This is a genomic window from Sporosarcina jeotgali (assembly GCF_033304595.1).
Taxonomy (GTDB): Bacteria; Bacillota; Bacilli; order Bacillales_A; family Planococcaceae; genus Sporosarcina; species Sporosarcina jeotgali.
In genome coordinates this window covers 1,838,614-1,864,797 of the sequence record NZ_CP116341.1, presented here as the reverse complement: position 1 = coordinate 1,864,797, position 26,184 = coordinate 1,838,614, and the positions used below count along the sequence as shown (strand labels likewise).

The window sequence follows — 26,184 nt, the reverse complement described above, 5'->3', positions numbered from 1 at the left end:
AGCTTTTTAGTATAGATGTTGGTGAGTAAAATAAATACTTTCATCACATTTGTTCGCTGTATAAAGAGTTAGGCTAAATATGAAAATCCAGGTCTGTTGAATTTCAAGCAGGCCTGGGTCTCTTTTGGTTACATAAACGGGAGACATGCGCTACATAGTTTTGTCGGTTTATCAAGTATTGTGACAATTATGGATTACTGGTAAGATGTGGATAGAGCTAGAAAACTTCAGTAAGTTGGTGTATATATGATCATTTATGAATCGACGAAAGAACAATTCGTAGGAGATGTCGTCAATGAGCTCCTTGTGGATCGTCTTTACAGCTCCTATCAGCAGAAAATCGGCCGTACTAGTAAAGCGGAAATTCGATCTTGGGAAAACTCTCTTCAAAAGATGTCTAACGTTATGCAGGATGATGAGATACCAAAAGATGCAGCGGTTGCAATCGAGTTTAACATTCCCAATACATCGAAACGAGTGGATTTCCTGATTGCAGGAAATGACGGTGCTCAGGATCATGTTGTAATAGTCGAGTTAAAGCAATGGGATGAGGTCGAGATGGTTCCGACTCGCGATGGAGTCGTCCGGTCTTATGTAGGAAAAGGAATGCGTGAACTCGTCCATCCATCTTATCAGGCGTGGTCGTATGCTGCATTAATCGAGGATTTTAACGAAAACGTCCAGCAACAGGAAATTCAATTGAAGCCTTGTGCTTACTTACATAATTACAGAAAAACAGAAAACGATCCGTTAACAGATGTTCACTATGCACCTCACCTTGAAAAAGCGCCTGTTTTTGCAAAAGGGGAAATTCAAAAGCTTCGGGCATTCATTAAAAAGTACATTCGTTTAGGTGATCAAAACCGTTTAATCTATCAAATTGAAAACGGCAGAATCCGTCCTTCCAAATCACTGCAGGACACACTGAACAACATGCTGAAAGGGAACGAAGAATTCATCATGATTGACGAGCAGAAAGTTTTCTATGAAGAGGCGTTCCACTTAGCCCTCAACAGTGTTCGTACTAACACGAAACAGGTCATGATTGTAGAAGGCGGTCCAGGAACTGGGAAATCCGTGCTGGCCATCAATCTTCTCGTCAAATTGATTGATCAGGAATTAGTGGCGATGTATGTCACTAAAAATGCAGCTCCTCGAAATATCTATTCAACTAAGTTGAAAAAGGATTTCAAGAAGTCCCATATCGATAACCTATTCAAAGGCTCTGGCAGCTTTACAGAAGCTGAATTCAACGAATTCGATATCTTAATTGTTGATGAAGCTCATCGATTGAACGAGAAATCGGGGATGTTCAAGAACAAAGGAGAAAATCAAGTCAAAGAATTGATCAAAGGCTCTCATTTTACTATCTTTTTCATCGATGAACACCAAAAAGTAACACTGAGTGATATCGGCAGCACGGAAACAATCGAAAAATACGCTGCAGAATTCGGTGCAGAAGTTATTACTAGAAAACTCGTTTCTCAGTTTAGATGTGATGGATCAGATGGCTATATTTCATGGCTTGATGATGTGTTGGAAATTAGAGATACTGCCAATACGAACGATATGGGGATGGACTACGATTTTCGGATTTTTGACAATCCGAACGCCATGCTAGATGAAATTGAGAGGCGGAATGAACACAATAATAAATCTCGTATGATGGCGGGCTACTGTTGGGAATGGCCGAAGTCAAACCGACTCGACGTCGAGCACTTTGACATCACTTTACCGGAGCATGATTTTGGCATCAGTTGGAACATAGAAAACACATGGGCAATCGAAAATTCCTCCGTTCGTGAAGCAGGCTGCATCCATACAGCACAAGGACTCGAATTCGATTATGTAGGCGTGATTATAGGTGATGATTTAAGAATGGAAAATGGACAGCTAGTCACGGACTTCACCAAAAGAGCTAAAACCGATCGATCTCTAAAGGGAATTAAAAAGCTTGCGAAAGAAGATCCGGAGAAGGCTCACGGAATGGCGGATCCGATTATTCGGAATACCTATCGGACGCTAATGACTAGAGGGCAGAAGGAGTGCTTTGTTTATTGCACGAATCCTGAGCTGCAGGAGTATTTGAAAGAGCGGTTGGAGATGGTGACGATGTATCAGAGGAAGAGGGAGCAGGATTTGTACTTGGTGGATGGAAGTGCGGAGTACTAGTTAGTCAGAGTACGAAGTGATAGGAGATTTATAAAAATCATGGTTGGCGAGGAGAGGTTTTTAATGAGAATTTTAAACGCGATCTACCTAGCTGAAAACGGAACAAAAACCACCATAGAATTAAGGGATGTTACTTTCAGTCTTTATGAAGATAAGCTTAAAGGTAACATGTTTTGTCCCTCAGAAAATTGTCCCGCCAGAATAAGTTTTAGCAGTGGCAGAAAAGCTCATTTCAGAACATGGAGGATGGATAAGCACGCAAATGACTGCATCTATCAATTTGACAGAATACCAGTACTTAAAGGAAGGTCGTCAACTGAATCAATAAACGTTGAAATCCCTTACTCCAGAAGGCAAAGTGCTTTGCAAGAAGCATTTAGAATTATGAATTTAAGTGACGAAGAAAAAGAAGAATCACTTGGAAGGCAATCTCCGTTACGACCGCGAGAAAAAGAAAGAGCAATCGCTGGAACAAAAAGGAGTGTCACTGGTATACAAATGGTTCTCTTTGAAGGTGAAAAATATGACGAAGAACTTATAAAGCGACAATCCTATATTTTAAAACGCGCAGTAGATGAAATTAAATCACAGGATATAGGGACAATTCGTCTGATTATGGGACAAGTGATTGAGGTAAAAGAAGAAGGACAAACGGCTGAAATAACCATAGAAAACAACGACAGGAAACTTTCGATAGTGTTTGAAGAAGCGTTCACTGCAGATAGACTGAACTCTAGCTATTTGAGTAAATTTTGGGCTATTGAGAGATTGTTAAACGATTCAAAGATCGTGCTGTTTGCGGGAATAGGAGATGTCCGTAAGAAAACAGATAGGAGTCGTATAGAACTCGTTATCTACCGTGGAGATGATTTTAGAGTGAACAACAAGGATATGTCTGTTCTGGCCGCGGATTATTCAAGGGCAGATTTGTAGGTCGGTAACTAATGTTGATATAAATGGGTAGTGGGAAACAAGTATGAAATTTTCTCGTGCAGACATTTAACGCTTTTAGTTTGTGAGCAGGCATGTAACAACAAATAATAGATAGATATACTAGGAGGACTTAAATGGGAGCATTGAGTGAAGAAAACGTCGGTAAGGTACTTGAGTGGTCTTACAACAAGGTTATTCAAGGTATACCTGGAACTGATTCTGCCTACGAGTTAGCAGATAACTATCTATCGAAAAGTTCTGATACAGATGAAGCGATAAATAGCTTAATTAATTGGCAAACATCCAAGTGTGCAACTTCTGGATTTGTAACGGGCTTAGGGGGCGTCATAACAATGCCAGTGGCAATTCCAGCTAATATAGCTTCTGTAATTTATGTGCAAATGAGGATGATAGCTGCCATAGCCTATACACACAACTCTAAAGCAATTCTGAATAGTGTTCGATTAGTGCGGTACACAGGCAGCGGTTCTTTAAATATGAGCTCCTTTAGCTTGCTTGATTTTAAATCATCCCTTCTTGATTATCAGAACAAATAGATTGCTTCTGAAATTTAGGATGCGTAAAGTTAGAAAAAAAGTATAGGGAGGGTTTATCGTGAAGAATATCACATTGAATAATGGCATCGTTATGCCAATCATTGGCAGTGGCACCAATACGTACGGGAAAGAAGGAAACGAGTATGTAGGTGCTTTAAGAGGAGACACGCAAGAAGTGGACTGGGCGATTGACAATGGCTACCGTCATTTTGACACTGCTCAAGTGTACAATAATGAAGAAGTACTTGGACAAGGGATTACGAAGTCATCTCTGCCGCGTAAGGATTTCTTTATTACGACAAAGCTGAATACATTCGAAGGTTTTGCTGGTGCGGACTGGGCTCATGCTGAAATTGAAAAGAGTTTAAAGAAACTGCAAACAGATACCATTGATCTTTTTCTTCTCCACAGCCCTTGGGATCAACCTGAAGAAATGTTGGAAGCGTGGGGGATTTTAGAAGACTATTATAAGCGCGGTGTGTTTAAGGCAATTGGCGTTTCGAACTTTAAAGAAGCGGACCTCGATGTACTTCTTGAAAATGGGACTGTGCGACCCGCGGTAAACCAAATAAAGTCCCAAGTCGGTACTTGGAATGACGCGTTGATTGCGTATAACAAAAAGAATACGATTGAAACTGTTGCCTGGTCGCCGCTCGGTGGTATCGATGAACCAGCTAAACGGATTTTAGAAAAGATTGGTAATCAATATGGGAAAACATACGCACAAGTTGTGTTGCGTTACAACATTGAGCGGAATGTGACTGTTATTCCTAAGTCTCATAATAAAGAGCGTCATGCACAAAGTTTAGCGATTTTTGACTTCGAACTCACTGCAAACGACCGTGAACGAATTAGTAAATTATAAGAGTTTCGTTACATTTGATGAAAAACACCACAGTGGCAACGCCAGCTGTGGGTTTTTCATATATATATGTTAGTGTCGAGCAAAGATATAAGTATTAACTGCTTGTGTATGATCCACTCCGGAGCAATTCTGAACAGTGTTCGAATTGTTCGGTACACAAGCAATCCTTAAAAATGATACTGAAGAAGCTAGTTACACTTCCAGCCCCGCAATACCAAATCCTCCAGGACCGGAATGCGTCGAGATCATCGCTCCAGCCTCAATCCACATACTATTCTCGAATCCTTGTTTCATCGCAATTTCATCGATCCGTTGTTTGATCGTCACACTGAGTCCAATCGAATAAATGAAATAGATCTGCTGTCTGTCGATGTTGTATTGCTGTAGATAATCGTGAAACAGACTTTCAGCGACCTTCTCCATCTTACCACGGTATTTTCTAGTCGACATAAGCTTACCTTCCACTAATTCAATACACGGCTTGATCTTCAGCAACGCGCCGCCAAGATACGCCATATTGCTGACCCGTCCGCCAGCTCGCAGAAAGTCCAGACTGCCGGGAAGGAAGGCCAGTCGTGACTTCGGAACCTTTCCCTCAATCATCTCCACCAGACGTACAGGATCGATGTCAGGATCTTCTTCGAGCAAGGCAGCCGCATACATCACGACTGCAGTCAATCCGCCCGTGACGTTTAACGCATCCAGTAAATAAATATCCTTTACATCTTCCGCAGCCGTCAACGCATTCTGATAGGAAACAGACGCTTTTGATGTATAGCCTACATGAACGATGACGCTGTCAGGAAACTCCGCTCGGATAGTTTTGAAAAACTCCTGGTACTCATGCGTATTCGTCGCAGCAGTGGAAGGGATTTTTTTCGTGCGGTTATAAAAATCAAAGATATCTGCTACAGGCAGATGACCGTCCAAATAGTCTTTGCCGTCCATGATGACGTGCATCGGTACTACATGTATATTGTGCTTCTTTGCTAGAGATTTCGGCAGGTCGGCACCGCTTTCGGTTGTTAGGATGATTCTTGCCATGATGTGTCGCCTCCAGTTTGTGTTGTGTGGATGAGTGTTTGTAGTTTCACTATACAGGATATGTGGGTGGGGGATGTTGGATTAATGAAATATATGAAGTGTTCTCTCGAGTGTAAAGCTGAAAAAGACTTAAATATCTTGCCTGTGCACGAGGTAACTCTGGAATAATACTGAATAGCTTTCAATTAATGCGTTACATAGGTAGCGACTATCTTGGTTATTGCACAGGTACTTCAAAATCATACTAAGGCGTCACTTAAACACTACCTTTCATCAATACATAAGAAATGTGAATTTTACTAGTCTGAATCATGTTATAATTGCCATAACCTTGGATATCAATTAGAAAATCAGAAAGCGGGCGATTATTCTGTTTACGATCAGAAACTTTGAAGACAATGAGAATGTAAAAGTCAGGGAAGAGCTGGGCCCTTTTAAAGTAGTAGAGTTTCAAAGAGAATTAAGTATCGATCGTGCTAGTGCTCAATCGGCATATTATGCTTCTGAAATGAATGTACGAAGAAGACAGCTAGTATGCGATGTTAGTCAGTCGAACATAACGATTCAGGCAGGAGCTATGCAATGGATGGCAGGAGATGTGAGAGCGACCACTGGCATTAAGGGTGTAGGAGACTTTATTGGAAAAACGATTCGAGGCAAAATGACCAAAGAATCGGGCATCAAACCTGAATACACGGGAACCGGTACACTTGTTTTGGAACCGACGTTCAAGCATATATTGCTATTGGATATTGACGAGTGGAATCAGTCACTCGTCATTGAAGATGGACTCTTTTTGGCTTGTGATTCAGGATTAAAACATAAGGCCGTGATGCGCACGAATCTTTCTTCTGCTGCATTGGGGGGGGGAAGGTCTTTTCAATCTTGGACTGACCGGACGAGGAACGATTGCACTGGAATCTTCCGTATCGAGAGAGGAACTTATAGAAATCGAGTTAGAAAATGATGAGTTGAAAATCGATGGAAATATGGCGATTGCTTGGTCCGGCGGTTTAGAATTTACTGTCGAGCGCTCTGGAAAAACAATTATGGGTTCGGCGGCTTCAGGCGAAGGATTAGTAAATGTCTACCGCGGAACAGGCAAAGTATTAATGGCGCCGTTCCTTCAGTAAAATCGGGTGTGTGATACCAAATAACGTACCTGGACCAGGTACCATTATATAGGGAGTGGATTTGGTGAAAAAAGTTTCTATTCTTATTTTACTATCACTCTCTCTTTTTGGGTGTGGTGACTATTCACCTTCTAAACATGATGTGGTCAATACACTTGGAACCATAAAGAATCTTGATCTACTTGAAAAATTCTCGGAAGATGTATCAAACAATAAGGACAGTGAAGTTCGTGTGGTAAACTACACGGATGAAGGCGATCCAATTATCCACGACTTGAAGTATTCAGATGAAAAGTTGAGTTCTAAACTTGATACAAGATTTGATGAGTTCGGAGATCACGGAGTTATAGAAGATACATGTAAGAGTATTGAAATAATAGAAAAAAGCGATCGAACGATTTATCGATTAAGAGGATGTGAAGTTTACAAAGATGGACTTCCTATAACTATAATCCCCACTGATTAATGCGGATAATTTCCATAATGTTAAGCAGTCTAAAATTCTCTGCCTGTGTAAAAAACAATCATGAATGTTTGAACAAACATGAAAGTTTCGTGCACAGGCAGCGCAAAAAATAGAATCGATGCGAGTATGGTCAATATATTTTAGGAGGAAGATGCCATGATAAAAGACAAAAAATTGTTCATAACTTCAATAGCGCTTCTATTGCTGGTGATCTTCCTAAATCTTCCGTTTCCGAACCGATGGTCATTGGGTGAGACGCTGTTAGTTTCAGTAGGCATTCCGATTCGATTGGAAGGCGGCTTCCAGATGATAGGCATTCTCATTCTGGTGTTCCTAATTGTCGGTGTGTCGATGCTTGTAAAATCGTTAGAGATGCTTCAAGGGCGCTGTGCCGTCTTCGCAATCGCCATCGTTCTTTTTGCGCCTGGTATGTTAGTTGGTGTCTATCAAGAGAGTTTCGCGAAAGGAATAAATGCAATCTCTTATTCTGAAGATACGGGCACGTGCCATTTCGAGATGACCGACGAGACCACGCATCATGGAAGATGTGGTCTTACATTTGAAAACCACAGCGGTACCGCTTCTCATTTCGTAGTAGAGTTCCGTGAAGACCGTATATTTGCTGATGATTTACCCATGGTCACGCTTATGAATCAGGAACATTCTTATGAAGTCAAACTGAACGGAAAAGAACAGCAGCGTGTGATCTTTGAGGCGGATATTGACGTATCGGAAATGGATTCCCATATTGATTATGGTGAAGCCATGGGAGTGAATATCAAGATTTCATCCAAGGGGAAGAGCAGAAATCTTTAATTCAGTTGTGAATTTGGTGCCTGCGTAAGAAGCAATCCTGAATGGTTGAACAAACACAATAGTTTAGTGAACAGGAATCACTAATTGAAGAATAAAACGTCAACTTCGAAAAATGAAGTTGACGTTTTTGCGTGGATGAAATTCTTTGCTAGACAAGATGAATCTAAAAAATTCCAACAGTGTTCGAATTGTACCGCCGCAGTGGTGATTCTTTCTAATGGTTTTAATTCACTTGTACGAAAAAATAATGGAAAATGGTGGAACTCAAAAATATTTATGCTATAATTCTAACGTGAAACCTTGACATCGTAGAAAGGTAAGGTTTAAAGAATGAAAAGTAAATTGAGTTATTTAATTTTAATGTTAACGATCGTCTTACTGGTTGGTTGTACCAACGCAGAAGATGCAGCCATTACAGAAGAGGACACAGATACACAGATAGTCACAACAGAGGAACCGAGCAAAAACAATGAAAAAGAAGAAACGATCACTACGGACGTTGAGGAGCAGAAAGTAGAAGAGCCACTAGAAGAACCTAAAGTCGAGGAGGAACAACCTCAACCAAAGAAAGAGCAGTTTTCCGGATATACCCCTATTGAAGTGGATGGTGGGGATTTGTCTGGTTATCGTGAACCTAACGTTGTTGTTAACATCGGTTATGGAGACCGTGAATATTGGGGGTTCACTAACGATAACGGGCAACTGGTCCGTGTCGTAGCGGACGAAATCACTCTACAAGATGACAATAATGAACCGGTTTTGTCGACGGGCAGATATTATTCTGACGAAGCAAAGGTTCCTGGCGTTGAAAGTGCTGTTTTAGATGAAGGCCATATAATTGCCGACTCTCTCGGTGGGGTTTCTAATGCTTATAATATTACCCCACAAGATAGTACGCTCAACCGACATGGTGATCAAGCATATGTGGAAAATGAGATTCGTAGAGCAGGTGGAGCTAGTGACTTTGAAGCAATTATTACGTATCCGAATGAGGAAACGCAAATTCCTTCAAGTTATCAATATACCTATACAATTAACGGAAATGTTATTTCGGATTCCTTTGAAAATGTGAATCCGGATGAGGTGAACGAATCTCTTGGACTAACTGGCAATAATGAGTCCGAAGCAAAATCAGAAAGTGTTTCAACAAACGAAGGTGAGTTATCCAGTATTGACACAAATGGAAATGGTATCGTGACGATCGGAGAAGCAAAAGCTGCGGGCTTCAGTATACCAATCACTCAGGATCACTGGCTGTACCAATATATGCAGGATCGAGATCATGATGGCATGGTGGGAGAATAAATAGAGAGACTTGTGTCATGTATTTGTTAGTAAAAAGCAGCAAAGAGAGCCAATGGCTTGTCTTTGCTGCTTTTTAAATTTGCTGCTGTATATTATGTGTAGTCAAGCCCCTTAAAAATGGACACCAAAGTTTATGTACAATTGTGTGTTATGCGCTTTCCAAATACCGAGTCAGAAATGCTGTTGGAGACAAATACCCCAAGCGTTTTTGGCTACGTATTTCTTTGTAGTATTTAATGAATTTCGGAATGGCTTTTTCAAGAAGTGTTGGCGTTTCAATTGAATAGTGATAAGGTAACTCCGTTTTGAAATGGGAAAAAAAGCTTTCAATCACGGCGTTATCCCAACAGTTTGCTTTTCGGGACATACTCGGTATAAAGCTTAGCTCTTTAGATAACTGGTTATAGCGATAAGATCGGTAAGAATTCCCTTGATCCGTATGAAGAATTACTTGGGAGAGGTCTTTTAGATTTCGCTCTTTCATTGCCTTGCGAATCGACTCTTCCATCATATCGTTATTGGAAGTACGTCCTATTACGACCCCGATTGGATTCCGATCATATAAATCCATTATCGCCGATACAAAAACCTTTTCATCACCTCTTACGAATTCAGTGACGTCCATTACCCATTTGCGATTCGGAAGCAGGGCATTAAAATCACGGGCAAGTAGATTGGGATAAATATATCCAGCTGCTTTAGTTCTAATTTCCTTCGTATACTTTTTCCGTCTGATCTTGGATTGTATATTCAATTCCTTCATAAGACGAGCCACACGTTTATGATTAATTATGTGATTTACCGTACGGAGGACTCCTGAAATGCGCTTCGCACCACAGGTACCACGATTCTCTTTAACTATCTTTTTAATCGCTCTAATATCTTCCTGGTCTCGCAAAGTCACTATCTTTCTCGGACGCTTTAAATAAGCGTAATATCCACTTCTGGATACGCCTAATGCACTGCATAATTGCTTTACTGTGTACACCTTTCTCAAGGCTGTTATCGCTTCGTATGCCTTTTGTTTTCCTTCTCCTTGAGAAAGGCCTGGAACTTTTTTAAGATTTCAATCTCCGTTAGCTGTTCATTGTATTTCTTTTCAATTTCTTGAAGCCTTTTGAGCTCATCTCTCAATTGGTCTCTCGGAACTTTCGGGGTTTTTACGAAAGGGCGTAAGCCCTCCACACCCTTTTCTTTATAGATACGAATCCAATTAGTAATAGAATTGACATGAATTTGATGCTCAGTGGCGATATCTGTTTTTGGTCGATTCTCTTCTAAAACTTCTTTAACGATTGTGCACTTCTGTTCAAAAGATAATATTCTTTTTCTGCCTTTTTTTATGAATTCCAAAATGAACCCCTCCCGCAACAGTATGTTCCCACAACTATAACATCTCTTGTGTCCATTTTAAGGGGGTCGACTACTGTGCACGATACAACTCCGGAACGATTCTGAATAGTGTTCTAGTGGTGTGGTACACAGCTTAAGAAACCAGAACAACTAAAGATACCTGTGTGAAAAACAAACAACCCTGTTTGTTTCTCGCGCAGGTATTTTTATTCGTACTCTCGTACGAAAATCTCAGTGAAAGTTGAAACTCGCAACTTTCAAAACCTACCTTTCGTCAATAGTATGCTATCCACTACTAATCAAACTACGCAGTCAAAAAGCAGGAGAACCTATATGAAAAGATCCGAATATAAAAAACAACAGAATAAAAAAATGAAAAAGAAAAGCAGCTTGAAGAAAAAAATCATTCGTTTCTCATTTATCGGTGCAGTGCTTGCTGTCCTCAGCGTACTGCTTGTCCTGAATCTCTTCATCACATTCAGCGATGTCAGTAAACTCGACAAGCCTGCCCCACGAACGACGGTTATTTACGATCCGAATGGAGAAGTGATCAGCAAGGTTTCGAACTCGAAAATAGAAGGTGTTTCGATCGACCAGATTCCGGATGCGCTGATTGAAGCTGTCGTTTCTGTGGAAGATCAGCGGTTCTACAAACATCACGGTCTTAATTATTTGAGGATGGGCCGCGCCTTAGTCGAGAATGCGTTCAAAGGAAAAATTGCCTCAGGTGGCAGTACGATTACGCAGCAGCTTGCGAAAAATGTGTTTTTGACGCAGGAGCGCACGTATTCTCGTAAATTGAAGGAACTTATCCTCGCTAAGAAGATTGAACGCGAGTATTCAAAAGAGGAAATTCTGGAACAGTACTTGAACCAAATCTATTTCGGCGATGGCGCGTGGGGAGTGCAACGTGCGGCTCAGACGTATTTCGGTAAGGATGTCAGCGAATTGACGTTAAGCGAATCTGCGACACTCGCCGGAATCATCAAAGCACCGTCGAATTTATCGCCCAGGAAAGATAAGGAAAAGTCGATGAAGCGGCGCAATCTGGTATTGTCGCTGATGCTGAGAGAACAGTATATTCGTCAAGAAGAATATGATGAAGCGATTGGCAAGGATCTTATACTGGCCGATTCGACAGTTCCTCATAATGAAAAGAACTATCCGTATTATATAGATCGTGTAGTAGCCGAGGCGGTAAATACGTACCAGTTGACGAAGGATGAAGTCCTGTCCGGCGGGTTGCATATTACGACAGAAATCAATCCAGTCGTCCAGAATGCGCTCGAAGACGTGTATGCAGACAACAGAAATTTCCCAGAGAGCACGCCGGATCAGCTGTTGCAGAGTGCCTCTGTTTTCGTAAACCCTAAAACGGGCGGAATTCTCGCATTAGTTGGGGGAAGAGGAGAGTATACGCAAGGACGCTTCAACAATGCGACAGATCTTATCCGACAGCCCGGATCTGCGCTAAAACCGCTTGCCGTCTATACTCCTGCACTCGAGAACGGATACCATATGTCGGATTTGCTTGAAGATGAACCGATCGATATCCATGGGTACTCTCCGAAAAATATTGATCAGCACTATAGAGGGGAAGTGACAATGTACGAGGCACTTGCCAACTCGTATAATGTCCCTCCTGTTTGGCTGTTGAATCAGATGGGGGTCCAAGAGGGCGTGAGTGCGGTCGAACGGTTTGGGATTTCATTGACAAAAAAGGATCGTACACTCGGCTTGGCGCTTGGAGGGATGGACAAAGGAACCTCTCCTTTACGGATGGCGCAAGCGTTTTCTGCGTTTGCGAATGATGGCGTGATGGAGGAAGCTCACGCGATTACAGAAATTAAAGATTCGGAAGGAAACGTGCTCGGGAAGTGGCAGGGAGAGTCCGTACAGGTGACGGATGCGGAAGTTGCCGAGCAAATGACTCATATGTTGCAAGGGGTTGTAGAGGAAGGGACTGGGAAGAAAGCACAAATTCCTGGTATCGACGTAGCGGGAAAGACGGGTACGACACAGCTCCCGTTTGAAGGAGTGAACGGTTCCAAAGATCACTGGTTCGTCGGCTATACACCTGACATCGCCGGTGCGGTCTGGCTCGGATATGACAAAACAGACGCCGACCACTATTTAACTTCTACAAGCAGCTTGACCGCAGCGCCGATATTTGCGCAGGTTGTTTCACAATCAGCTAGTGAATACTCTACGAAGAACTTTGATTTATCGTTAATTGAAGATGACATAAAAGACTTGAAGAAGCAGAAGAAAAAGACGAAGGAAGAAAGAGAAAACAAAGAGAAGAAAAAAGAAAAGGACGAGAAGAGAAAAGAGTTTTGGGAGAGTATCGAAAAGTGGGGACAGAAGTGGTTTAACGATTAAAAAAAAGGTATCTGTGTGAGGAACTATCGTGTTAGTTTGAACAATCATGTTTAGTTTCGTGCATCGCTCACTTCTCAAATATAGTACTTCGAATGCCTGGATAATCCGGACTCAAAATCTGGAATATCGGGGCATTTTTACGTTTAGAACTATCCGATTCCGAGAGCATATGAAATAATTATCTATACCAGCGTTACCAAATTCAAAAATCGGTGTCTAAGTATATAGAAGAGAGGTGACATGATGTCCGCAGAACAATGGTTTGAGGATCATGCCAGTGCAGTTTACAGCTATATTCTCATGCAAGTGCGGAACCGGCATACTGCAGAGGAACTGACACAGGAAACATTCGTGAAAGTTGTGGAAAAAGCGCATCAGTTCGACGGTCGTGCCGCAGTGAAGACGTGGATCTTCCGAATTGCTTACACGACAACATTGAACCACTTCAGGAAAAAGCATCCCCTGACACATTATTTCGATAAGGACTTCCACCTGTTCGGCAGCCATCCGTCTTCCGAAGAGATGGCTGAACTCAACGCGCAGGAGTCCGAATTTTATGAAGCGCTACGCCGCTTAAAGAAGAGCCAGCAGCAAGTCATTTTGCTGCGTCATATCCAGGGGTTCTCAACGAAAGATACGTCCGCCATTCTTGGCAGCACGGAAGGCAAAGTGAAGATGAGCCTGAAACGCGCACTGGACGCATTCAAAAAAGAACTCGAGAAAGGAGGCATGTCACATGAAACCTTATACCGACGATGAACTGACTCAAAAACTCGGAGCTCTCAGTGAGCCGTTCAAGCCGACGCAAGAACAAAAAGGAACTATGCATCAATCGGTCTTCCAAGGGAAAAACGTGCGGACCAAACGACGCAGTTTACAATGGAAACCAGCATTCGTTTCGATGATGATGCTCGTCTCAATCGCCTTCATCGTGACAATTCTAATCGGCAAACCGAACTCGCTCAGTTCTGGACTTTTCGCTAAAGATGTAACCGATTCATGGGAAGGTACCCTTATGACACAGCAAGATTCGTTTGAAGTGACGAATTATTCCATTGCTTTTGATGGAAAAACAATGCATATCCAAAACAATTATATGGGTGAGTCCTTGATGGGGACGGATCAGAGCGAATTGGAAATCAGGGTTGCTTCCGAAGACTATCAAGCTAAGCTGGCTAAAATGACGCTGCAAGAGGGAGACTATGAAAACTATACTGTTAAAAAGAAGAAAGACTTTTACACAATCACGGTTACCGGTGAAAATAACTTCACCTACACATTGGAAAAAACGGCTCCTCGCCAATACGTTGGAGAAGACGGCATTCGATATAGCGTGAATACCTACATCGACTGAATTTGTTAAATAAAACGAAGGCGAAGAGATAAATGAGATAGGATGACATCTTGAATCCTCCGATAAGAATAATCGTTTTAGTTTCTGGTGTGATATAATCGGCCTATTAAAGTTGAATCTACTTGAACACAGGTGGGATGTACCCATCAGGCAGGCGATTGCTTAATGATTTGAAGGAGGAACTTGCATTGGACATCGACAAAAAGCTGCTAATTATAGAAGCAGCCAAACTGTATTATCAGTTCGACTACACCCAGCTCGCCATTGCCGAGAAGCTAGGGATTTCAAGACCAACTGTTTCAAGACTGCTGCAGCAAGCAAAAAAACATGGATACGTGAAAATCGAGATTGTCGATCCCTTTAGTAATAACAATGAACTTGAGAAATCCTTACAGCATAAATATCAAATTGAAGAAGTGAAAATTGCTTATGCTGGAGAAGAAGATGATCAGGTGATGCTGCAGGCAATGAGTGACAAGGCTGCAGAATATATTCACGATGTTGTTGAGGATGGTGACGTACTTGGTGTCACCTGGGGAAGAACTATGTACCGGGTGGCAAATGCATTGCGGAAGAAAGACGTAAAAGGTGTGGAAGTCATTCAGTTAAAAGGCGGCATAGGTCTATCCGACGTGAATACCTATGATTCAGAAACGGTTTACAAATTTGCTGAGGCTTTCCACACCGTTCCCCGCTACTTACCTCTTCCTGTATTAGTTGACAGTCCTGACGTCAAAGCGGTTATTGAATCGGATCGCTATATGCATCGGCTGATTGAACTGGGAAAACAAGCCAATATTGCTGTGTTTACTGTCGGTACAGTAGACACTGACTCTATGCTGTTTCGGTTAGGCTATTTAACGAATGATGAAAAAGAGCTGCTTCATAAAGAAGCGGTTGGTGATATTTGTTCCCGCTTTTTTAAAAGCACTGGCGAAGTATGTGAATCTGCTATTAAAAACAGAACGATTGGCATTCAATTGGAAGAGTTGAAGCAAAAAGAGAAGTCAATCCTTGTTGCAGGAGGAAATCGTAAACTAGAAGCAATCCACGGCGCACTTCTTGGTCAATATGCGAATGTTTTCATAACGGACCAATATACAGCTCAAAAATTACTGCTTCACCGTTAATCATAATGATGATGAATCCACTTATTAATAAGTGCGATTCTTTTTTTTATTGCGAATGAACAATATTTCATGATCATTGCACATTTGTTCTCCATATGTGTTAGTATGGAAATGAAAGTAGTATGTCTGACCTCTTGAAAGGTTATTAGTTATAAACGTAATTTGTAAGCGTAACCATCATGTCCATGTAAGGGAGGAAGTAAGATGAACATTGTATTTTACATAACTGGACTGGCTCTAGTATTCATAGTTGGTTTTATAAGCAGTAGGGATCGTAAAAAGATACAGTACAAACCGATTGCCATCATGCTTGGAACTCAGCTGATTTTAACCTTTATTTTGATGAATACAAAACTCGGAGTGGTCTCGATTGGCTTCTTCTCCATGTTATTTTCAAAGCTGATTGACTTAGGCGTAACGGGTGTCGATTTTGTTTTCGGCGGATTGGAAAATGAAAAAGGATCTGTATTTTTCTTGAATGTTTTGCTGCCGATTGTTTTCATATCCGTATTAATTGGCATTCTGAATCAATTTAAGATTTTGCCTTTCATCATTAAATACGTAGGGCTCGTGCTCAGTAAGTTGAATGGTATGGGAAAAATGGAAAACTACATAGCGGTGTCCTCTGCGGTTCTCGGACAGTCTGAAGTGTTTTTGACTGTGAAAGACCAAATGGATGCCATTTCTAAAAGGCGTTTGTATACATTTTGCACATCAGCAATGAGTGCGGTGAGTGTTGCAATAGTCGGGGCGTATATGGAAATTATCGAACCTCGTTTTGTCGTCATTGCAATTGCGCTGAATATACTCTCTGCGTTAATTGTTGCAAGTATTATTAATCCGTATAAATTATCTGAGGAAGAAGATACGTTAGCAATCGAGTCGCAGAAAAAATTATCGTTCTTCCAAATGATTAGTGAAAGTATAATGGATGGCTTTAAAGTCGCAATTATCGTAGCTGCCATGCTAATTGGATTCATTGCGCTTATGAATGGGATTGACTACCTCTTTGAATTAGTATTCAATGTTTCATTCCAAACTATTTTAGGCTATTTGTTCGCACCGATTGCTTTCATAATGGGCGTACCTTGGGCAGATAGTGTTCAAGCGGGAAGTATCATGGCGACGAAACTTGTCACAAACGAATTTGTTGCGATGATTAGTTTCACAGATATTTCAGCGGGCTTGTCTGCTAAAGCATCAGGTATGATTTCTGTTTTCCTTGTAAGTTTTGCAAACTTTAGTTCAATCGGAATTATTACAGGATCAGTCAAGGCGTTAAGTCCTAAGCAAGGGGACGAAGTAGCGAGGAATGGGTTGAAATTACTTTTGGGTTCTACATTAGCTTCAGTGCTATCAGCAACTGTCATTGGGCTGTTTTTATAAGAAGTAGAGTACAAAATATATTAACTAGGAGTGTTGGATGCGATGCGTATGGTCGATATGATTGAGAAAAAACGTGACGGACATGCTTTAACAAAAGAAGAGATCCAGTTTGTTATTACCGGATATACTGAAGGTTCAATTCCCGATTACCAGATGTCAGCTTTCCAGATGGCAGTGTACTTCCAAGGAATGACAGTGGAAGAAACAGCTGAATTCACGATGGCGATAGTGGAATCTGGCGATCAGGTGGATTTAACTGCTATTGACGGTGTAAAAGTGGATAAGCATTCAACAGGAGGAGTCGGCGATACGACAACGCTTGTACTCGCTCCTCTCGTCGCAGCACTGGATATCCCTGTGGCTAAAATGTCAGGACGCGGATTGGGTCATACAGGCGGAACACTGGATAAGTTAGAAGCGGTTCCTGGCTTCCATATCGAAATTACAGACAAGGAATTCTTCGACTTAGTGAACACAAACAAAATTGCGGTTATTGGTCAATCTGGTAACATCACACCAGCAGATAAGAAGATTTACAGTTTACGCGATGTAACAGCTACCGTTAGCTCGATTCCACTGATTGCGAGTTCCATCATGAGTAAAAAAATTGCTGCTGGATCTGATGCAATCGTGCTGGATGTAAAAGTCGGCACTGGCGCGTTCATGAAGGATTTAGCAATGGCCCGGGAGTTAGCGGGAGAAATGGTGCAAATCGGTAATCAGATTGGCCGTCAGACGATGGCTGTGATCTCGGATATGAATCAGCCACTTGGATATGCAATTGGAAACGCGCTTGAAGTAAAAGAAGCAGTGGAAACGCTGCAGGGAAATGGACCCGAAGATTTGCATGAGCTCTGTTTAACACTCGGCAGTCATATGGTTCGCCTAGCTGGAAAAGCGGACTCCACAGAAGAAGCGCGTAAAATGCTGGAAGAAGTCATTCAAAACGGGAAAGCGCTTGAAGTGTTTAAGCTATTCTTGCGTTCTCAAGGCGGCGATACGTCAGTGATTGACGATTTGTCTAAATTGCCAACAGCACAATACCAAATCGATGTGCCAGCAAAAGAATCAGGTTTCGTATCAGCGATAACTGCTGATGAAATCGGCACAGCGGCGATGCTCTTAGGCGCGGGACGTGCTACAAAAGAATCGGAAATCGATTTAGCTGTCGGATTAGTGTTACACAAAAAGATCGGCGATCCAGTTAAAGCCGGAGAATCTATAGTAACCATTCACAGTAATACTGAAGATGTCGAGGCAGTAAAAGAAAAAATTTATCATGCATATGACTTGTCTGCAACTGAAGTAGGCCCTGTCACATTAGTACATGATGAAATTACAAACTAACTAAAGGGGATGGATCCATTGAACAAAGCACAACTAATCGATCACACATTATTGAAAGCAGATGCAACAAAAGAGAAGGTAACAGCACTTATCGAAGAAGCAAAAGAATACAAGTTTAAATCCGTTTGTTTAAATCCTACATGGGTCACATACGCTGCTGAACAACTGAAGGAAACTGAGGTTCTAGTATGTACGGTCATTGGATTCCCGCTTGGAGCGAGCACATCTGCTGTAAAAGCATTCGAAACACAAGATGCCATCACTAATGGTGCCGGCGAAATTGATATGGTCGTAAATATCGGTGCATTAAAAGGTAAGGATAACGAATTGGTAGAAAAGGATATTCGTGCAGTCGTGGAAGCGGCTAATGAAACATTAGTAAAAGTCATCATTGAGACTTGTCTATTGACGGATGAAGAAATTGTCCGTGCATGTGAGCTTTCTGTGAAAGCGGGAGCTGACTTTGTCAAGACTTCCACTGGATTCTCCACAGGCGGCGCTAAAGTAGAAGACGTTGCGTTAATGCGCAAGACAGTCGGACCAGACATCGGCGTGAAAGCTTCTGGCGGTGTGCGCAGCGGTGAGGATTTCGATGCATTCGTTGAAGCAGGAGCAACACGTATTGGGGCAAGTTCTGGTATCAGCATTGTTAAAGGTGAAGTGTCAGACTCGAAGTATTAATATGTGAAGCAGGGCTGGTCTATCTATGGATAGACCAGCCCTATTTCTATGGTTACAACTATTTTCATCTATTGGCGATATGAATTAAATTCAAAGTAACGTACCTGGACCACTTATGATTCTGAATAGTGTCTGAATTGTATGTGGTCCAGGTACCCATTAGTCATTTAAGGAAATCTTCGGTAGAAGTTACTTTGGCATACATACCGTTAAGTGCTCCGACAAATGCATAGTGGACCTGTTCAGCTGTTACGTCCGTACCTTCATAAGATAGGTCACGTGTTGCACATGCATCTTCAATGAGTGTCGTTTCAAAACCTAGATCCACTGCGGCTCTTACAGTTGCATCGATACACATATGTGTCATCATACCAATAACAATCACTTTAGTTACGTTGTTTTCTCTTAACTTGCTTTCCAAATCGGTCTTTAAAAAGCTGTTAGGGAAATGTTTAATGATGATATTTTCGTTTTCCAATGGTTGAACGGTTTCGTGTATTTCTGCACCCTCCGTATCTGGAAGGAAGAATCCTAATGCTGGATCAGCTGCGATGTGCTGGACATGAAAAATATTTTCTTTATTGTTCTTTCTAAACGATTCAAGAACTTTAGCCGCATTCGCAGCCGCTTTATCTGGATTGACTAATTCCATCTTTCCATTCGCGAAATAGTCATTTTGAATATCAACAATAATTAACGCTGTGCTCATTTTATCCACCTCATCTATAATATTTTGTTACACTATAATCATAAGACATATGTAAATTTCTATCGATGACTTGGTGAAACGCTTTTATATTAAATGATTTCATGGTGAAAGGAGTTTATGATGGAGCTTGATAACATTGATTTTCAGATCCTCCGGTTACTAACCGGAAATTCACGTATACAATGGAAAGACTTAGGTGAACAAATTCATATGACAGGACAAGCGGTTGGGAATCGGATAAAAAAACTTGAGGAAAGTGGTGTAATTAAAGCTTACTCTCTAATAGTTGATGAAATGAAATTAGGGTTTTCTTATACAGGATTTATCATTATTTTTATGAAAACAGCAAACCATGATTCATTTATACGTTTCATTAATAATCAAAATGAGGTGGTTGAAGCTCATCGAGTATCGGGAGAAGGCTGTTACCATTTAAAAGTAAAAGTAGATTTACAAGAAACGTTAAATACATTTTTAGATAAAATTTTAGAATTTGGGAACTATAAGCTATATCTCTCAATTAATGAAATCAAGCAAACGTGTCCAATTAATGCTATATAAGTTGGTCATTTAACTCGGATTGCACTGTAATAAACTTTTAAACAACGTACCTGGACCACATGTAATTCTGAATAGTGTCTGAATTGTATGCGGTCCAGGTACCGATTAGTCATCCGCCAGCGAATATAGAAAGGGGGCAGCTTTGCAAATGGTCATGCTGACAAAGGAAACACAATACATACGAAGTCTTTATTTGAAGAGAGACCAAATCCAGTCCTTTGCACGCTATCCGCTCAATCTTCCTTTCATCCATGGATTGGAGGAGTTGGCATTCCATCCGAATGTTACCTATATCATCGGGGAGAATGGGATGGGGAAATCCACGCTGCTGGAGGCGATTGCCATCAGCCTTGGGTTTAATCCGGAAGGGGGCACGCGGAATTTCAATTTTTCGAGCTATGACTCACATTCCGATCTGGATAAGTATCTTCGAATCGTTAAAGGTGTACATCGGGCGAATGATTCGTTTTTCTTTCGTGCGGAAACATTTTACAATGTCGCCACCCACATAGAGGAACTGGATTCAGAACCTTTGGGAGGACGAAGAATCATTGATTCCTTCGGTGGCAAGTCTCTTCATGAGCAATCCCATGGAGAATCATTTTTCGCGGCGTTTATCGAGCGGTTTCAGGGAAATGGTCTGTACATACTGGACGAGCCGGAAGCAGCACTTTCGCCAACTCGGCAGCTTGCGATGCTTTCAAGGATCCATGAACTCGTGGCAGAAGGTTCACAGTTCATCATCTCCACTCATTCGCCGATTCTGATGGCGTATCCAAAATCTTTTATCTATCAGTTGGAAGACGAAGGGATGAGGGAAGTCGAATTGGAGGACACCCCGCACTATTCGATCATGAATCAGTTTTTCAGCGACCGGGACCGGCTTCTGCATCATCTCTTCAAGAGATGAAAGGCGAATTGTATGTATGGATGAAATCTTAAATATAGAAAAAAGAAGAGCGCGAAACATTCATACGAGTTCAGTTTCTGTGAAAGTAACACAGGATAAGGGGGAAGTGCCGATGAAACTGTTTTTATCTGTAGCAGCAGCCTGTCTTTTGGGCATCTTGGCGGCTTCGGGACCGATCGGTGCTTTTGTAGCCGGCGTAATTATTGTTGCTATCCTTTTGCGTGCCTGTCTTTTAGTAAAAGAAATCCACACCCAGACTGTGCCAAAGAGAAGCAAAGAGAAAGTGCAGGACAAAGTCCAAGATGCGTATGAACGGTATCTAAAAGAGCGGGACGCCAAAGAGCTGGAAAGATGATGTATTAAAATAAGTGCTGTGGAAGAGACTAGTACCAAAGCCACCTGTGTGATTTGTGTATTTTGTGTAGACATTTGATTTTTATATCCACAGATTTCTGCCACTGTTAGATTCATTTCGTGTAGCGGCGTGCAATCCAGGGTATAGCTAACTGGAAGCACATTGAAAGAATCGTGTGAGCGTAATTACTAGAAGGAGTGTGTATTGATATGAAAGCAATTGTAATTGAGCAGTATGGCGGCTCGGATCAGTTAGTTGAGAAAGACCTCCCAAAACCGGATATAAAAGATGACCAAGTGTTAATTGAAATGCATGCGACGTCTATTAATCCGATAGATTGGAAAGTTAGAGAAGGCTATATGAAAGACGGGATGCCGTTTGAATTTCCGTTAATTTTAGGTTGGGATGCTGCAGGAGTCATCAGTGAAGTGGGAAGTAAGGTGACTACATTCAAAAAAGGAGATCAGGTATTTGCACGTCCTGCCATGGAAAATGGCACATACAGTGAATATGTCGCGGTTGATGAAGAATTAGTGGCGTTAAAGCCTGATCACTTGAGTTTTGAAGAAGCAGCGTCTGTTCCGCTTGCAGGTTTGACGGCGTGGCAGTGCCTGGTAGACTTCGGGAAAGTTAAAAAAGGAGATAGAGTGCTGATTCACGCAGGTTCTGGCGGTGTGGGAAGCTTTGCTATTCAGATTGCTAAAAGTTTCGGAGCATACGTTTTGTCTACAGCGAGCGGTAAAAATGAAGCCTTCTTGAAAGAGCTCGGGGTTGATGAGTTCATTGATTATAAAACAACGGATTTTGCAGATGTTGCAAAGGACGTCGATTTAGTTGTAGACACAATGGGCGGTGACATTTTAGAAAAAAGTTTAGACGTTGTGAAAAAAGGCGGCCGTCTCGTCTCTATCGCTGGACAGCCCGATGCTGAAAAAGCGAAAGACAAAGGTATTACTGCGGAATCCCTATGGCTGAATCCGAATGGGAAACAACTCGCTGAACTTGGAGAACTGATGGAACAGGGAAAAGTAAAAGCACATATTGGTCATACATTTCCGTTAACAGAAAAAGGATTGCGGGATGCGCATGATTTAAGTGCAACGCATCATGCGAAGGGAAAGATTGTGATTAAAATCCAATAAGATTCCCTGCTGGAGTCTTTTACCGGTCAATTGTGCTGTCGGCCTTCTTTAGATACTGCTATCTGAAGAAGGCTTTTTTCGTGCAGACATTTAGTCTTAGGTACAATCGCAAGCGGTTAAACAAATCCTTAAACTGCATCCATACTCAGTGACAAATAATAGAATCGACAAGGCTGCCTCTGATGTCTCAATAGAGGTGGTCTTTTTGGTGTGTGCAAAAATTTGATGTGTAAAGCGCAGAATCCCTTTCACCTTTGTCAGCAGCTATCAGACATATTTTATGACCGCCCTGGAAACCTACTGAAATAAAAGCTATGTATTTGAAATTCAATAGTCTATAATAGTCATGTCTTGTGTAATGACAGTGGTAAAGATAATTTGTTCCACAACGAAAAAAAGGTTCACAAATTGAATGGGGGATTTACTTGATGAGGAAACAAAGTATGTGGTCTTTAAAGTTTTCAACAGCCGCACTGGTCCTAATTCCAGCTGCGATCGGCATTAACTATCTTGGAAAGTTATTCGCTGAACTATTAAGACTGCCGTTATGGCTGGACTCGATTGGAACAGTGCTCTCCAGTATGTTAGCAGGTCCTATAATTGGCGCACTCACAGGAATCATCAATAATATCATCTATGGCTTTACCGCTAGTCCGGTATCGTTTGTCTATGCAATTACATCAGGAGTTATCGGCCTGGTTGTTGGGATCATGGCTTATAAAGGATGGATAGCTTCCATTGGAAAGGCGCTTGTTTTAGGTCTCGTAGTTGGCGTGATAGCGGCCACAGTTTCTACACCGCTGAATATCCTGTTTTGGGGCGGACAAACGGGTAACATCTGGGGAGATGCTTTATTTGCAACTATGATTGCACATGACATGCCTCAGTGGCTGGCTTCGTTTGCTGACAGTCTCGTTGTAGATGTGCCTGACAAAATTGCAACAGTCCTAGTCGGATTCTTGATATTTAAAAATCTGCCTAAAAACTTAACTCGAATGTATGATAGCCGTTCAGAGATTGACCGGCTGTAATCTAGGAGGAGTACCATGAAGAATGGGACGTTCTATTTAGAAAAAGATTCGATTGTCCATGACGTCGATCCTTTATCCAAATTGCTATTCGTTTTTGTTTCAGTTGGGGTTACGTATATAGTATCTGATCATTCATTTGTTCTTGGCGTCTTTGCCTTCACACTGTTGCTGTTGCTGCTTGGAAAAGTCCTGCGGTATATCCTTCCGATTATCGGGCTTAGTATCGTTCTCATTTTTTCGATTATTATCGTCCAAGGATTTTTTCATCCCGATCGCTCCACTCTTTGGTTTACGATCGTTTCCGTCCCTATCTATAAGGAAGGTTTTTCTTATGCACTTTTACTGACACTCCGTGTTCTGAATATGGTCTGTGCGTTTGGCGTTCTGATTCTGACAACGAAGCCGGATGATTTAGTCCAATCGCTGATTCGAAAAGGAATGTCTCCAAAAATAGGTTACGTCCTTTTATCCGTACTGCAAATCCTTCCTCAGATGCTGGCTGTGACTGGCAAAATCACCGATGCACAGCGCTCTCGCGGAATGGAAACTGAGGGAGGATTAATAACACGTGTAAAATCATTCATCCCATTACTTACTCCCGTTGTCTTGAATTCCATCAATGATACCCGGGATCGTTCAATAGCTCTTGAAATCAGAGGATTCAACTCGACAAGCGAACGGACCTTTCTTCATGAGACCAATCACTTTAAATATGGGTTCGTTATAAAAATTCTATTGGCGGCATCTTTGGCCGCAGTAATTACCTGGAGGATCTTCCTATGAAAAGCATCCGAGTGGAGCAGCTGAAATACAAATACCCCGGGAGTGAACATTTCGTATTGGATGATATCTCATTCACAGTCGAAAGAGGGGACTTCATCGGGATTGCGGGTGAGAATGGGGCAGGAAAAACAACGCTTTGCTATGCCCTCAGCGGCTTAGTTCCTCATTTTTTTAAAGGAAGCTATGGCGGGAATGTTTTTATCGGAGACTTGGAAGTGTATACCCATTCAATGAACGAAATCACAGCGAGGGTGGGCCTCGTGTTTGAAAATCCGTTTTCACAAATGACGGGAGCCAAATTTACAGTCTATGACGAAATCGCATTCGGGCTTGAAAACTTAGGTGTGCCGCGTGAGGAAATGCATCGTCGGATACAAAAGTGCATGCAGCAATTGAAGATTGAAGAGTTACGGGATGTAAATCCATTTTCCCTTTCAGGCGGTCAATTGCAGCGTGTCGCGATTGCGAGTGTGATGGCTATGAAGCCTGATATCCTTATTTTGGATGAACCGACGTCGCAGCTTGACCCTCAAGGCGCTGAAGAAGTCTTTCAAGCAGTAGAGCAACTTTCTGCGCAAGGCGTTACTATTATAATGGCTGAACAGAAAATCGAAAAATTGGCTGCGTATTCAGATCGGATCTTATTGATGAACAAAGGAAAACTGATTTGTGAAGGGACACCAGCAGAGATTTTTTCGCGAAACGATTTGGATGACTATGGAGTAGAGCCTCCCGTGTATACATCAGCAGCCAGGTCACTGAAAATTAGACAAGACAGTGCAGCAACTCTTCCTGTTGTGTTAGAAGAAATGCCGACATCTGGTTTGGAAAACTTCTCTTTGCCTATCCGGCAAGTGGAAGCCGTTGATGTGAAAACTGCCGAAATTGCTGTTTCAGATCTTCGTTTTGGTTATGAAAAAGATGCAGAAATTATTAGAGGAATCGATTTGGAACTGAGCGGTAAACCTCTTGCAATTATCGGACAGAACGGTGCGGGTAAAACAACGTTCGTAAAGTTACTGAAGGCGTTATTAAAACCTCTTAAAGGAAAGATCACTGTTGATGGGGTGAAAACGACAGACACTACCGCTGCAAAACTGGCAGCTGTCGTCGGGCTTATCTTCCAAAATCCGAACGATCAGATCTTTAAAAGCAACGTGCTGGATGAAGTGATGTTCGGTCCGTTAAACATTGGTCAATCCCCTGAAACTGCGAAAGCCAATGCATTGAAAATGCTGAAAAGAGTCGGCTTGGCGTGTAAAAAAGATGAAAATCCATATGACTTGAGTCTGGCTGAACGGAAACGGGTGGCTGTGGCTTCGATTCTAGCGATGGACACGAAAGTCGTCATTTTCGATGAACCGACTATCGGTCAGGATGCCAAAGGAAAGATGACATTGTCTTTAATCATCAATGAGTTATATGCACAAGGAAAGTTAGTTGTGTGTATTTTACACGATATGGATTTTGTAGCGGAGACTTTCGAACACACCGTCATTCTGGGGGATGGCCGTGTGCTGTTCAATGGGGAAACACGCACAGCGTTCAGCCAGGAGGAACTATTGAAGAAAGCCGGACTTGTGCAGCCACATGTTACGCAACTTGCCCGTCGAATGGGATACCCGGGGATTTTATTAAAGAAAAGTGAATTGCATTAATCGGCTGCTAAGGTGCCTGTACAGACTATAAGATAGATACTAGGGATAGTTACCTGGAAGGGAAACTATCTGTATAACCACAATTGTACAAACATTTACGATCGTTTTATG

27 protein-coding genes are annotated in these 26,184 nt (G+C 41.8%); 23 read left to right on the top strand and 4 right to left on the bottom strand.

The window, feature by feature from the left end; translation table 11 throughout:
- The first annotated feature begins 246 nt into the window (after positions 1 to 246).
- The 4 genes from PGH26_RS09205 (at position 247) to PGH26_RS09190 (ending at position 4,527) form a co-directional block, all read left to right on the top strand.
- A complete protein-coding gene (locus PGH26_RS09205) occupies positions 247 to 2,172 on the top strand; it encodes a DUF2075 domain-containing protein (RefSeq protein WP_323690785.1) in 1,926 nt (641 codons plus the stop codon).
- A gap of 63 nt (positions 2,173 to 2,235) precedes the next feature.
- Positions 2,236 to 3,105, top strand: coding sequence for a hypothetical protein (locus tag PGH26_RS09200; protein ID WP_323690784.1), 870 nt, complete (start codon positions 2,236 to 2,238; stop codon positions 3,103 to 3,105).
- Positions 3,106 to 3,239: 134 nt separating this feature from the next.
- Complete coding sequence (locus tag PGH26_RS09195) at positions 3,240 to 3,662, top strand: hypothetical protein (RefSeq protein ID WP_323690783.1); 423 nt, start codon at positions 3,240 to 3,242, stop codon at positions 3,660 to 3,662.
- Positions 3,663 to 3,720: 58 nt separating this feature from the next.
- Positions 3,721 to 4,527 (top strand): aldo/keto reductase family protein, encoded by an 807-nt coding sequence (locus PGH26_RS09190; protein ID WP_323690782.1) that lies wholly within the window; start codon positions 3,721 to 3,723, stop codon positions 4,525 to 4,527.
- Positions 4,528 to 4,719: 192 nt separating this feature from the next.
- On the opposite strand, the gene PGH26_RS09185 is transcribed toward PGH26_RS09190, so the two are convergent.
- The gene (locus PGH26_RS09185) at positions 4,720 to 5,571 is read right to left on the bottom strand and encodes a DegV family protein (RefSeq protein ID WP_323690781.1); all 852 of its coding nucleotides are present in this window, start codon (positions 5,569 to 5,571) and stop codon (positions 4,720 to 4,722) included.
- 586 nt (positions 5,572 to 6,157) lie between these two features.
- Between PGH26_RS09185 and PGH26_RS09180 the strand changes: the two genes are divergently transcribed.
- The 5 genes from PGH26_RS09180 (at position 6,158) to PGH26_RS09160 (ending at position 9,291) form a co-directional block, all read left to right on the top strand.
- Positions 6,158 to 6,538, top strand: a complete 381-nt coding sequence (locus tag PGH26_RS09180; protein WP_488803653.1) for an AIM24 family protein — start codon at positions 6,158 to 6,160, stop codon at positions 6,536 to 6,538.
- Positions 6,423 to 6,704 carry an AIM24 family protein gene (locus PGH26_RS09175; protein WP_323693500.1) on the top strand — a complete coding sequence of 94 codons (282 nt, stop codon included), beginning with the start codon at positions 6,423 to 6,425 and terminating at the stop codon, positions 6,702 to 6,704. The genes PGH26_RS09180 and PGH26_RS09175 overlap by 116 nt, the downstream gene beginning before the upstream one ends.
- A 64-nt stretch (positions 6,705 to 6,768) precedes the next feature.
- Positions 6,769 to 7,170 (top strand): DUF4362 domain-containing protein, encoded by a 402-nt coding sequence (locus tag PGH26_RS09170; protein ID WP_323690779.1) that lies wholly within the window; start codon positions 6,769 to 6,771, stop codon positions 7,168 to 7,170.
- A 156-nt stretch (positions 7,171 to 7,326) separates the two neighbouring features.
- Positions 7,327 to 7,986 (top strand): hypothetical protein, encoded by a 660-nt coding sequence (locus PGH26_RS09165; protein ID WP_323690778.1) that lies wholly within the window; start codon positions 7,327 to 7,329, stop codon positions 7,984 to 7,986.
- Positions 7,987 to 8,316: 330 nt separating this feature from the next.
- On the top strand, positions 8,317 to 9,291 hold the full coding sequence (locus PGH26_RS09160) for a DNA/RNA non-specific endonuclease (RefSeq protein WP_323690777.1): 975 nt from the start codon (positions 8,317 to 8,319) through the stop codon (positions 9,289 to 9,291).
- A 148-nt stretch (positions 9,292 to 9,439) separates the two neighbouring features.
- Here the strand turns inward: PGH26_RS09160 and PGH26_RS09155 are convergent, their stop codons facing one another.
- Together PGH26_RS09155 and PGH26_RS09150 are read right to left on the bottom strand one after the other, a co-directional pair.
- A complete protein-coding gene (locus PGH26_RS09155) occupies positions 9,440 to 10,297 on the bottom strand; it encodes an IS3 family transposase (protein ID WP_323693499.1) in 858 nt (285 codons plus the stop codon).
- Positions 10,294 to 10,644 (bottom strand): transposase, encoded by a 351-nt coding sequence (locus tag PGH26_RS09150; RefSeq protein WP_323690776.1) that lies wholly within the window; start codon positions 10,642 to 10,644, stop codon positions 10,294 to 10,296. The genes PGH26_RS09155 and PGH26_RS09150 overlap by 4 nt, the downstream gene beginning before the upstream one ends.
- 333 nt (positions 10,645 to 10,977) lie before the next feature.
- Here PGH26_RS09150 and PGH26_RS09145 point away from each other — a divergent pair, with 333 nt between their 5' ends.
- The 7 genes from PGH26_RS09145 (at position 10,978) to deoC (ending at position 18,924) form a co-directional block, all read left to right on the top strand.
- Positions 10,978 to 13,026, top strand: a complete 2,049-nt coding sequence (locus tag PGH26_RS09145; protein WP_323690775.1) for a transglycosylase domain-containing protein — start codon at positions 10,978 to 10,980, stop codon at positions 13,024 to 13,026.
- A 243-nt stretch (positions 13,027 to 13,269) separates the two neighbouring features.
- Complete coding sequence (locus PGH26_RS09140) at positions 13,270 to 13,785, top strand: RNA polymerase sigma factor (protein ID WP_323690774.1); 516 nt, start codon at positions 13,270 to 13,272, stop codon at positions 13,783 to 13,785.
- On the top strand, positions 13,763 to 14,380 hold the full coding sequence (locus PGH26_RS09135; RefSeq protein WP_323690773.1) for a hypothetical protein: 618 nt from the start codon (positions 13,763 to 13,765) through the stop codon (positions 14,378 to 14,380). The genes PGH26_RS09140 and PGH26_RS09135 overlap by 23 nt, the downstream gene beginning before the upstream one ends.
- A 188-nt stretch (positions 14,381 to 14,568) precedes the next feature.
- The gene (gene deoR / locus PGH26_RS09130) at positions 14,569 to 15,510 is read left to right on the top strand and encodes a DNA-binding transcriptional repressor DeoR (protein ID WP_323690772.1); all 942 of its coding nucleotides are present in this window, start codon (positions 14,569 to 14,571) and stop codon (positions 15,508 to 15,510) included.
- A 204-nt stretch (positions 15,511 to 15,714) separates the two neighbouring features.
- Positions 15,715 to 16,896 (top strand): NupC/NupG family nucleoside CNT transporter, encoded by a 1,182-nt coding sequence (locus tag PGH26_RS09125; RefSeq protein WP_323690771.1) that lies wholly within the window; start codon positions 15,715 to 15,717, stop codon positions 16,894 to 16,896.
- Between the two features lie 42 nt (positions 16,897 to 16,938).
- Positions 16,939 to 18,243 carry a pyrimidine-nucleoside phosphorylase gene (locus tag PGH26_RS09120; protein ID WP_323690770.1) on the top strand — a complete coding sequence of 435 codons (1,305 nt, stop codon included), beginning with the start codon at positions 16,939 to 16,941 and terminating at the stop codon, positions 18,241 to 18,243.
- Between the two features lie 18 nt (positions 18,244 to 18,261).
- A complete protein-coding gene (gene deoC / locus PGH26_RS09115; RefSeq protein ID WP_323690769.1) occupies positions 18,262 to 18,924 on the top strand; it encodes a deoxyribose-phosphate aldolase in 663 nt (220 codons plus the stop codon).
- A 163-nt stretch (positions 18,925 to 19,087) separates the two neighbouring features.
- Here deoC and PGH26_RS09110 read toward each other — a convergent pair whose 3' ends face one another.
- A complete protein-coding gene (locus PGH26_RS09110; RefSeq protein ID WP_323690768.1) occupies positions 19,088 to 19,633 on the bottom strand; it encodes a cysteine hydrolase family protein in 546 nt (181 codons plus the stop codon).
- A gap of 120 nt (positions 19,634 to 19,753) precedes the next feature.
- On the opposite strand from PGH26_RS09110, the gene PGH26_RS09105 reads away from it, so the two are divergent.
- The 7 genes from PGH26_RS09105 to PGH26_RS09075 all read left to right on the top strand — a co-directional run bounded on the left by PGH26_RS09105 (position 19,754) and on the right by PGH26_RS09075 (position 26,073).
- Positions 19,754 to 20,194, top strand: coding sequence for an Lrp/AsnC family transcriptional regulator (locus PGH26_RS09105; protein ID WP_323690767.1), 441 nt, complete (start codon positions 19,754 to 19,756; stop codon positions 20,192 to 20,194).
- A 148-nt stretch (positions 20,195 to 20,342) separates the two neighbouring features.
- A complete protein-coding gene (locus PGH26_RS09100; protein WP_431312488.1) occupies positions 20,343 to 21,104 on the top strand; it encodes an AAA family ATPase in 762 nt (253 codons plus the stop codon).
- A 16-nt stretch (positions 21,105 to 21,120) separates the two neighbouring features.
- On the top strand, positions 21,121 to 21,459 hold the full coding sequence (locus tag PGH26_RS09095; protein ID WP_323690766.1) for a hypothetical protein: 339 nt from the start codon (positions 21,121 to 21,123) through the stop codon (positions 21,457 to 21,459).
- A gap of 209 nt (positions 21,460 to 21,668) precedes the next feature.
- Positions 21,669 to 22,601: an NADP-dependent oxidoreductase gene (locus PGH26_RS09090; RefSeq protein WP_323690765.1), complete on the top strand. Its 933-nt coding sequence runs from the start codon at positions 21,669 to 21,671 to the stop codon at positions 22,599 to 22,601.
- A gap of 428 nt (positions 22,602 to 23,029) precedes the next feature.
- Complete coding sequence (locus tag PGH26_RS09085) at positions 23,030 to 23,632, top strand: ECF transporter S component (RefSeq protein WP_323690764.1); 603 nt, start codon at positions 23,030 to 23,032, stop codon at positions 23,630 to 23,632.
- Positions 23,633 to 23,647: 15 nt separating this feature from the next.
- Entirely contained in the window at positions 23,648 to 24,415 is a 768-nt protein-coding gene (locus PGH26_RS09080; protein WP_323690763.1) for an energy-coupling factor transporter transmembrane component T family protein, read from the top strand.
- The gene (locus PGH26_RS09075) at positions 24,412 to 26,073 is read left to right on the top strand and encodes an ABC transporter ATP-binding protein (protein WP_323690762.1); all 1,662 of its coding nucleotides are present in this window, start codon (positions 24,412 to 24,414) and stop codon (positions 26,071 to 26,073) included. The genes PGH26_RS09080 and PGH26_RS09075 overlap by 4 nt, the downstream gene beginning before the upstream one ends.
- The last annotated feature ends 111 nt before the right edge of the window (positions 26,074 to 26,184 follow it).

Excerpts from the sequence above, each read along its gene's own strand:
- PGH26_RS09205 (WP_323690785.1), top strand. The coding sequence starts at position 247 with ATGATCATTTATGAATCGACGAAAGAACAATTCGTAGGAGATGTCGTC.
- PGH26_RS09200 (WP_323690784.1), top strand. The coding sequence starts at position 2,236 with ATGAGAATTTTAAACGCGATCTACCTAGCTGAAAACGGAACAAAAACC.
- PGH26_RS09195 (WP_323690783.1), top strand. The coding sequence starts at position 3,240 with ATGGGAGCATTGAGTGAAGAAAACGTCGGTAAGGTACTTGAGTGGTCT.
- PGH26_RS09185 (WP_323690781.1), bottom strand. The coding sequence starts at position 5,571 with ATGGCAAGAATCATCCTAACAACCGAAAGCGGTGCCGACCTGCCGAAA.
- PGH26_RS09180 (WP_488803653.1), top strand. The coding sequence starts at position 6,158 with ATGGCAGGAGATGTGAGAGCGACCACTGGCATTAAGGGTGTAGGAGAC.
- PGH26_RS09165 (WP_323690778.1), top strand. The coding sequence starts at position 7,327 with ATGATAAAAGACAAAAAATTGTTCATAACTTCAATAGCGCTTCTATTG.
- PGH26_RS09160 (WP_323690777.1), top strand. The coding sequence starts at position 8,317 with ATGAAAAGTAAATTGAGTTATTTAATTTTAATGTTAACGATCGTCTTA.
- PGH26_RS09145 (WP_323690775.1), top strand. The coding sequence starts at position 10,978 with ATGAAAAGATCCGAATATAAAAAACAACAGAATAAAAAAATGAAAAAG.
- PGH26_RS09140 (WP_323690774.1), top strand. The coding sequence starts at position 13,270 with ATGTCCGCAGAACAATGGTTTGAGGATCATGCCAGTGCAGTTTACAGC.
- PGH26_RS09135 (WP_323690773.1), top strand. The coding sequence starts at position 13,763 with ATGAAACCTTATACCGACGATGAACTGACTCAAAAACTCGGAGCTCTC.
- PGH26_RS09125 (WP_323690771.1), top strand. The coding sequence starts at position 15,715 with ATGAACATTGTATTTTACATAACTGGACTGGCTCTAGTATTCATAGTT.
- PGH26_RS09120 (WP_323690770.1), top strand. The coding sequence starts at position 16,939 with ATGCGTATGGTCGATATGATTGAGAAAAAACGTGACGGACATGCTTTA.
- PGH26_RS09110 (WP_323690768.1), bottom strand. The coding sequence starts at position 19,633 with ATGAGCACAGCGTTAATTATTGTTGATATTCAAAATGACTATTTCGCG.
- PGH26_RS09105 (WP_323690767.1), top strand. The coding sequence starts at position 19,754 with ATGGAGCTTGATAACATTGATTTTCAGATCCTCCGGTTACTAACCGGA.
- PGH26_RS09100 (WP_431312488.1), top strand. The coding sequence starts at position 20,343 with ATGGTCATGCTGACAAAGGAAACACAATACATACGAAGTCTTTATTTG.
- PGH26_RS09095 (WP_323690766.1), top strand. The coding sequence starts at position 21,121 with ATGGATGAAATCTTAAATATAGAAAAAAGAAGAGCGCGAAACATTCAT.
- PGH26_RS09090 (WP_323690765.1), top strand. The coding sequence starts at position 21,669 with ATGAAAGCAATTGTAATTGAGCAGTATGGCGGCTCGGATCAGTTAGTT.
- PGH26_RS09085 (WP_323690764.1), top strand. The coding sequence starts at position 23,030 with ATGAGGAAACAAAGTATGTGGTCTTTAAAGTTTTCAACAGCCGCACTG.
- PGH26_RS09080 (WP_323690763.1), top strand. The coding sequence starts at position 23,648 with ATGAAGAATGGGACGTTCTATTTAGAAAAAGATTCGATTGTCCATGAC.
- PGH26_RS09075 (WP_323690762.1), top strand. The coding sequence starts at position 24,412 with ATGAAAAGCATCCGAGTGGAGCAGCTGAAATACAAATACCCCGGGAGT.